This window comes from Chloroherpetonaceae bacterium, from assembly GCA_025056565.1.
In the GTDB taxonomy this organism is placed as follows: domain Bacteria; phylum Bacteroidota; class Chlorobiia; order Chlorobiales; family Thermochlorobacteraceae; genus Thermochlorobacter.
The window spans coordinates 119,446-125,460 of record JANWWA010000009.1; the positions used below are offsets into that span (position 1 = coordinate 119,446).

4 protein-coding genes are annotated in these 6,015 nt (G+C 48.9%); all 4 read left to right on the plus strand.

Annotated elements, in window-relative coordinates; all coding sequences use genetic code 11:
* Complete coding sequence (locus NZM05_08550; protein MCS7013661.1) at positions 1 to 1,140, plus strand: mechanosensitive ion channel family protein; 1,140 nt, start codon at positions 1 to 3, stop codon at positions 1,138 to 1,140.
* 23 nt (positions 1,141 to 1,163) lie between these two features.
* A complete protein-coding gene (locus tag NZM05_08555) occupies positions 1,164 to 2,318 on the plus strand; it encodes a glycosyltransferase family 4 protein (protein ID MCS7013662.1) in 1,155 nt (384 codons plus the stop codon).
* Between the two features lie 3 nt (positions 2,319 to 2,321).
* Positions 2,322 to 4,265, plus strand: coding sequence for an asparagine synthase (glutamine-hydrolyzing) (asnB, locus tag NZM05_08560; GenBank protein MCS7013663.1), 1,944 nt, complete (start codon positions 2,322 to 2,324; stop codon positions 4,263 to 4,265).
* Positions 4,266 to 4,393: 128 nt separating this feature from the next.
* The gene (gene nhaA, locus NZM05_08565; GenBank protein MCS7013664.1) at positions 4,394 to 5,857 is read left to right on the plus strand and encodes a Na+/H+ antiporter NhaA; all 1,464 of its coding nucleotides are present in this window, start codon (positions 4,394 to 4,396) and stop codon (positions 5,855 to 5,857) included.
* Positions 5,858 to 6,015: the final 158 nt, after the last annotated feature.

Consider the following 6,015-nt stretch of genomic DNA (forward strand, 5'->3'; position numbering starts at 1 on the left):
ATGCATCAAGAAATTCTCGATTGGATTGAATCAAATCCGCTGGTCTATCGCCTAACGCTGGCGCTGGTGCTCATAGTGGTTTCTTTTCCACTCGGTTGGCTCTTCAAGAAAGGGGTATTGCTGTTTCGGACGAAAGTGCTTGCACGCACGGACACCAATCTGGATGAAAAACTGGCAGAAGTGCTAGAACAGCGTGCAAAGTCTATCGTGTTCTCAATTCTTGCATTGTATGCGCTCTGGGAAATTCAATTGGTAACAGATGGCAAAAGTTTAGCCATCGTGCGCTTTGTGAAAGTAATTGATGCCATCATTTACATCTATGCGGCGCTGGTCGGCATTAGCGTAGCGATTGGGTTCATTCGCGTAACAGTGGAACATCTGTTGGAATCGGCGGCTCAATCGCAGCATCAAGACACGAAGCAGCTAATGACTGTAGCACCGCTGGCCCGCAATCTCATTTCGCTGCTGGTAATCTTGATTGCGGCTGCCATCGTGATGGATCATTTTTCCATCAACATTGGCAGCATTTTGGTGAGCTTAGGTGTAGGCTCTTTGGCAGTGGCACTGGCAGCGCAAGATACAATTGCAAATATCATTGCGGGCGTCATCATTGCTTTCGACCAGCCTTTTCGAGTGGGGGACCGTATTCAACTGCCAAACGGCACGCAAGCGGATGTGGTGGCAATCGGTCTGCGCTCGACGCGCATTCAAGATTTTGACCTGAACTATCACATTGTGCCTAACTCAGAACTGGTGAAAAGCACAGTGATAAATTTTGCATACCCAACTCATAAGACGCGCGTCTTAGTGCCCTTCACGCTGCCGTTTGGTACTGATATAGGGAAGGTGAGAGAGATTGCAGTGCAAGTGATGCAATCACACCCTTTCGTTGTTGACGACCCAAAGCCTGAGCTGCAAGCGATGCGCATAACAGAGCTTGGCATTGAGGTGCGCTTAGCATGTTTTGTTGCAGATTTCACACAGCGCTTTGATACCGAAATTCAACTGCGTGAGCAAATTCACCGAGCGCTGTGTGACGCAGGAATTTCGCTGGCGGTGCCCCAGCGGATGATTAGAATCGAGAAAAATGCAGCGCCGCTGGCACAGAACCCGATTGAGGCAAATAGCTCTCAACACTAAAGGGCTGTGTGGACAAAAACAGTATGGCAAAACACATCGCAATTGTCTCGCTGGGAAATGTATCGGAAGACACAGGTGGGCGCAACTATCTCATCAACTTTGTCAAAACGCTGTATAAGCTGAACTTGCCACATCGCTTTGCCGTGTATCTGAGTCCAAATCAGAAGCATCTAATAGAGCCATTTCTCTCTGAGAATATTCGTGTGGTGGAAGTGCCGCCTCACCGCACCAGTTCTGTTGCAAAGGTTCTCAGTGAGCAAATGTTTTTACCTTTCTATCTCTCCAGAGCAGTTGATGTGGCGTATTTTCCCGGCAATTTTGTGTCGCTGCTCTCGCCTGTGCCATCGGTGGTCGCCATTCGCAGTATGCTTTACTACCACTATCCTTACACGGTCGATAAGGTGCGGTTGCTGGTGCGCAAAACGCTCACCCCCCCTTCTGCCCGAAAAGCGCGGGTGATTATTACGCCCTCAGAGGATATCAAGAAAGATGTAGTAAAGTTTGTGGGTATTAACGAAAGAAAAATTCGCGTGGTGCATCACGGCATTGATGTGGAGACGTTTCAGCAAAATTACTCGGATTTGGAACGAGAGGCGATTTTTCAGAAGTTTAGTATAAAATTGCCATTTATTTTGTACGCCTCTGCGCTCTGGGAATACAAAAACCAAGACAAACTTATTCTGGCTTTTGATAAGCTCTGGCGAGAGAAAGGTTTAGATATGCAACTGGTCATTGCGGGTAAAGGGATTGATGCGCGTGCCACTTACCAGAATCGACTGCAGGAGCTGGTCAGAGCGCATCGCTTAGAAGGGCGTGTGATTTTTACTGGTCAGCTGTCGCATTCCGAGCTAAAATACTTTTACCGATACTGCGCGGTGTTTGCCTACCCCAGCGGATATGAAAGTTTCGGCAATCCGCTCTTTGAAGCATGGGCAGCAGGGGCGCCAGTAGTGTGCTCAAATGTGCATTCGTTCCCTGAAATGACACTCGGTGGGCACTGTGCGCTGATGGTGAATCCATACAATGTCGACGAGCTGGCTGATGCGCTATACCGCGTGATAACTCACCCTTCGCTTAGGCAAAGCCTTGTAGAAGCAGGGAAAAAACGCATTTCTTCCTTCTCATGGGAAAAATGCGTGCGCGAAACACTCACGATTCTTGAAGAGGCAGTTGCATAGCAAATGTGTGGCATTGCGGCAATTTACAGTCGGTCGGTGCAGCCGTTGGAGGAAAGACGCTGTGCAATTCGTCAGATGACCGAAGCGATGAAACACCGTGGGCCGGATGGCGAGGGGTATTTTGTCGATGACTATGTCGCCTTAGGGCATCGCCGCCTTGCGATTTTGGAGCTAAGCGAACTAGGGGCTCAGCCGATGATGTCGCGCACTCCCTCAAGCAACCAGCGCTATGTAATTACCTTCAATGGCGAGATTTACAACTACCTCGAACTCAATGCAAGGCTGGCGCAGCTCGGCATTGCGATTCAATCGCATAGCGACACGGAAACTATTCTTGCCATGTATGAGGCTTTCGGCGAAGACTGCCTGCAATACCTGCGCGGTATGTTCGCCTTTGTCATCTGGGACAGGGTTGAGCGAAAGCTCTTTGCTGCACGTGACCGCTTCGGACAAAAACCACTGCTCTATGCAAAGGTTGGTGAGCAATGGGTGTTTGCCTCTGAACTGAAAGGCATCTTAGCATCAGGGCTGGTGGCACGCAAACTTTGTCTCCAAGCGGTGGATGAGTTATTTGAGACAGGCTCAGTGATGCAACCGCATACAATAGTTGAAGGCGTCTTTGCTCTAATGCCTGCACATGCCCTTGTCCTTCAGGACGGAAAGGAAAAAATGTGGCGATACTGGGCGCCGAACTTTCAACCTACAAATAGCAAAGCCCCTGCATATAACGACGCCAAAGCAGAACTGCGAGCGCGATTCATTGAAACCGTTAGGCAACACCTGATTAGTGATGTGCCACTGGGCGTGTTCCTCTCAGGCGGCGTAGATTCTTCGCTGATTGTAGCGATTATGCGCACACTGGGGCAAGAAACAAAGACCTACTCAATTGGCTTTGATGTAGGTGGCAGTGCCTACAACGAAACCTCTTTTGCCAAGCAAGTCGCCAAACGCTACGGCACGATTCACACAGAGATTGTGCTGTCGGAGCACGATATTTCAAAGGATTTGGAACACTTGGTAGAAGGCATTGACCAGCCTTCGCACGACGGAATGAACACCTACTTTGTCTCGAAGTTTGCGCGCCAGTATGTAACGGTTGCCCTCTCAGGGCTAGGGTCAGATGAACTCTTCGGTGGGTATACGCTCTTCAAGTTTGCGCAGCGACTGCTCGCCTTTCAGCGAATTACAAAGCATATCCCAAAGATAGTTCAAGATGCTGCAGTCAGGCTCAACGAAGCTGTGCCAGCAGGGATTCAAGAAAACTGGACATGGCGCGGAGTAGTGGGACTGCTTGGTGCATATCGCACTGCCTCGCAGATTTATGCGATTCGCACGATTACGCCTAAACCGCTGCGTCAAGACCTGCTGCAAGATCATTTGCCACAGCATACAACGGCTGCATCAGATAAGCGATGCGCCACTCTGACGGAATCGTTAGGGGCAACCGACCTAATCCAGACGCTGTCGTTTCTTGAGTTGAGCTGCTATATGCTCAACACGCTGCTGCGCGATACTGATGCTACCAGTATGGCTCACTCACTAGAAGTGCGAGTGCCATTTCTTGACCACATCTTTGCAGATTATGTCACCTCACTACCAGCCTCCTATAAGATTGATGCCGCAACAAAGAATATTGGCAAGAAAATCTTAATTGATGCATTCAGCGACCTTTTGCCAAAAGAAATTGTCTATCGCAAAAAAATGGGCTTTGTGTTTCCACTTGCGGCGTTTATGCGTAAGGGACGGTTCCGCGAACTGATTCAGGATACGCTTTCAGAGCAGGCGGTGCGGAGGCGTGGGCTGTTGAATCCCGATGCTGTAGCAAAGCTAAAGCGAGAATTTTTTGCAAGTGACGACATTTCCACGCAACAGTATCGCCTGCATACGCGACTATGGATAGCTACACTACTGGAGCTATGGTTAAGACGATTTCAAGTGTCATGCTAGCCAAGGCAAATCAATGCCGCATGTGATTGCTCTCTTTCAGAAGTAAAGGATGAGTTAATAACAGCAAGTCATCAAACGAAACAATACCACTTGCCAGCTAACTGTGTGTTGAACTGAGCTTTTTGCCAATGAACCACGACACAGAAAAAACAGAGACGAGTTCTGCTGAAGCGTTGGTGGGGTCAGCAAATGCAGCAGCGGCACAGCAAGCAGCAGAAGCACAGGTGCAAGACGAGCGCTACCTTGCACCACTGGAAAAATTCTATCGCCGATTTTCATCACCAATTAAAGAATTCGTTAGAAAGCAGACCTTCGGCGGAGGCATTCTTTTCCTTGCGGTCATTGCAGCGATGATTTTGGCAAATTCCAACGCTGCAGAAGAATATGCTCATCTTTTGCATCTGCCAATTGGCATTAAGATTTCCTCATTTGTATTCGAAACATCGCTGCAGCACTTCATTAACGATGGCTTGATGACGCTCTTTTTCCTGCTAGTCGGCTTAGAAATCAAGCGGGAGATTTTAGTCGGAGAGTTATCGTCGCCTCGTAAAGCACTCTTGCCAATTTTGGCCGCGGTGGGAGGTATGTTGATGCCCGCACTCATCTACTTCGCGTTCAACCCCGAAGGGGAAGCAGCGCGTGGGTGGGGAATCCCGATGGCAACCGATATTGCGTTTGCAGTGGCAATACTCTTTTTGCTTGGTAGTCGTGTGCCAAGCGCCGTAATGACTTTTCTCTTAGCGTTGGCAATTGTCGATGATTTGGGAGCCGTCGTAGTAATTGGCATTTTTTACACTGAAAAAATCTCCTTTGCTTACCTCCTTTCTGGCTTAGGAGTGCTGGGCGTAATGTGGCTAATGAATCTACTGGGTATCCGAAGGCTTTGGGTATATGCACTGTTCGGTGTGGCAGTGTGGATATGTTTCTTGGGTTCAGGCGTTCATGCAACTATTGCAGGAGTATTAGTGGCGTTTGTGGTGCCAGCACGTCCAAAATGCAATCCAGCAAAGTTTGTTCAAGACCTAAGCTTTTTGCTCGAAGAATTTGCTGCGCTGCGGAGCGAGGATAAGCTTATTCTGGCAAGCAAAGAACAAACGCAAATTGTAGAGCAAATCGATAAATCAGCCAGTGCTGTGTCTAGCCCGCTCACGCGCTTGGAACACGCTGTGCAAACACCAGTCAATCTTCTTGTGATTCCAGTCTTCGCCATTGCGAATGCAGGCGTAATGATTGCGTCAGAACAACTTGACGCGGCATTGCAAAATCCGATTACACGAGGTGTGCTGCTCGGGTTACTCATTGGCAAGCCGCTCGGTATTCTAAGCTTCACTTGGCTAGCCACCAAACTGCGTCTCGGTGATTTGCCTGAAGAAGCAACCTTCTCACACATTTTAGGTGTCGGGGTGCTGGGTGGAATCGGTTTTACAATGTCGATTTTCATTGCAGAGCTTGCCTTCAAAGCAAATGAAGCGGCTATCGCATCTGTAAAAATCGGCATCCTCCTTGCTTCCCTGCTGTCAGGTATAACAGGGGCAACGCTACTGTGGCTCATCTCTAAGAAACACACTCGCTCGGAAATAGATCAGAAGTGAGCGCAAGAATTGACTATGTCTAATTCCGAATAGCGTTCAAGGCTTGCGAACGCGCAACGCTTGCGCTTAACTTTGAAAAAACATCGCCAAAGCTATGCCGACGCTCGCGCATCGCCTTGCATTCCTTGCCGTCGCAAGTCTCTTTCTTGCTTCGACAG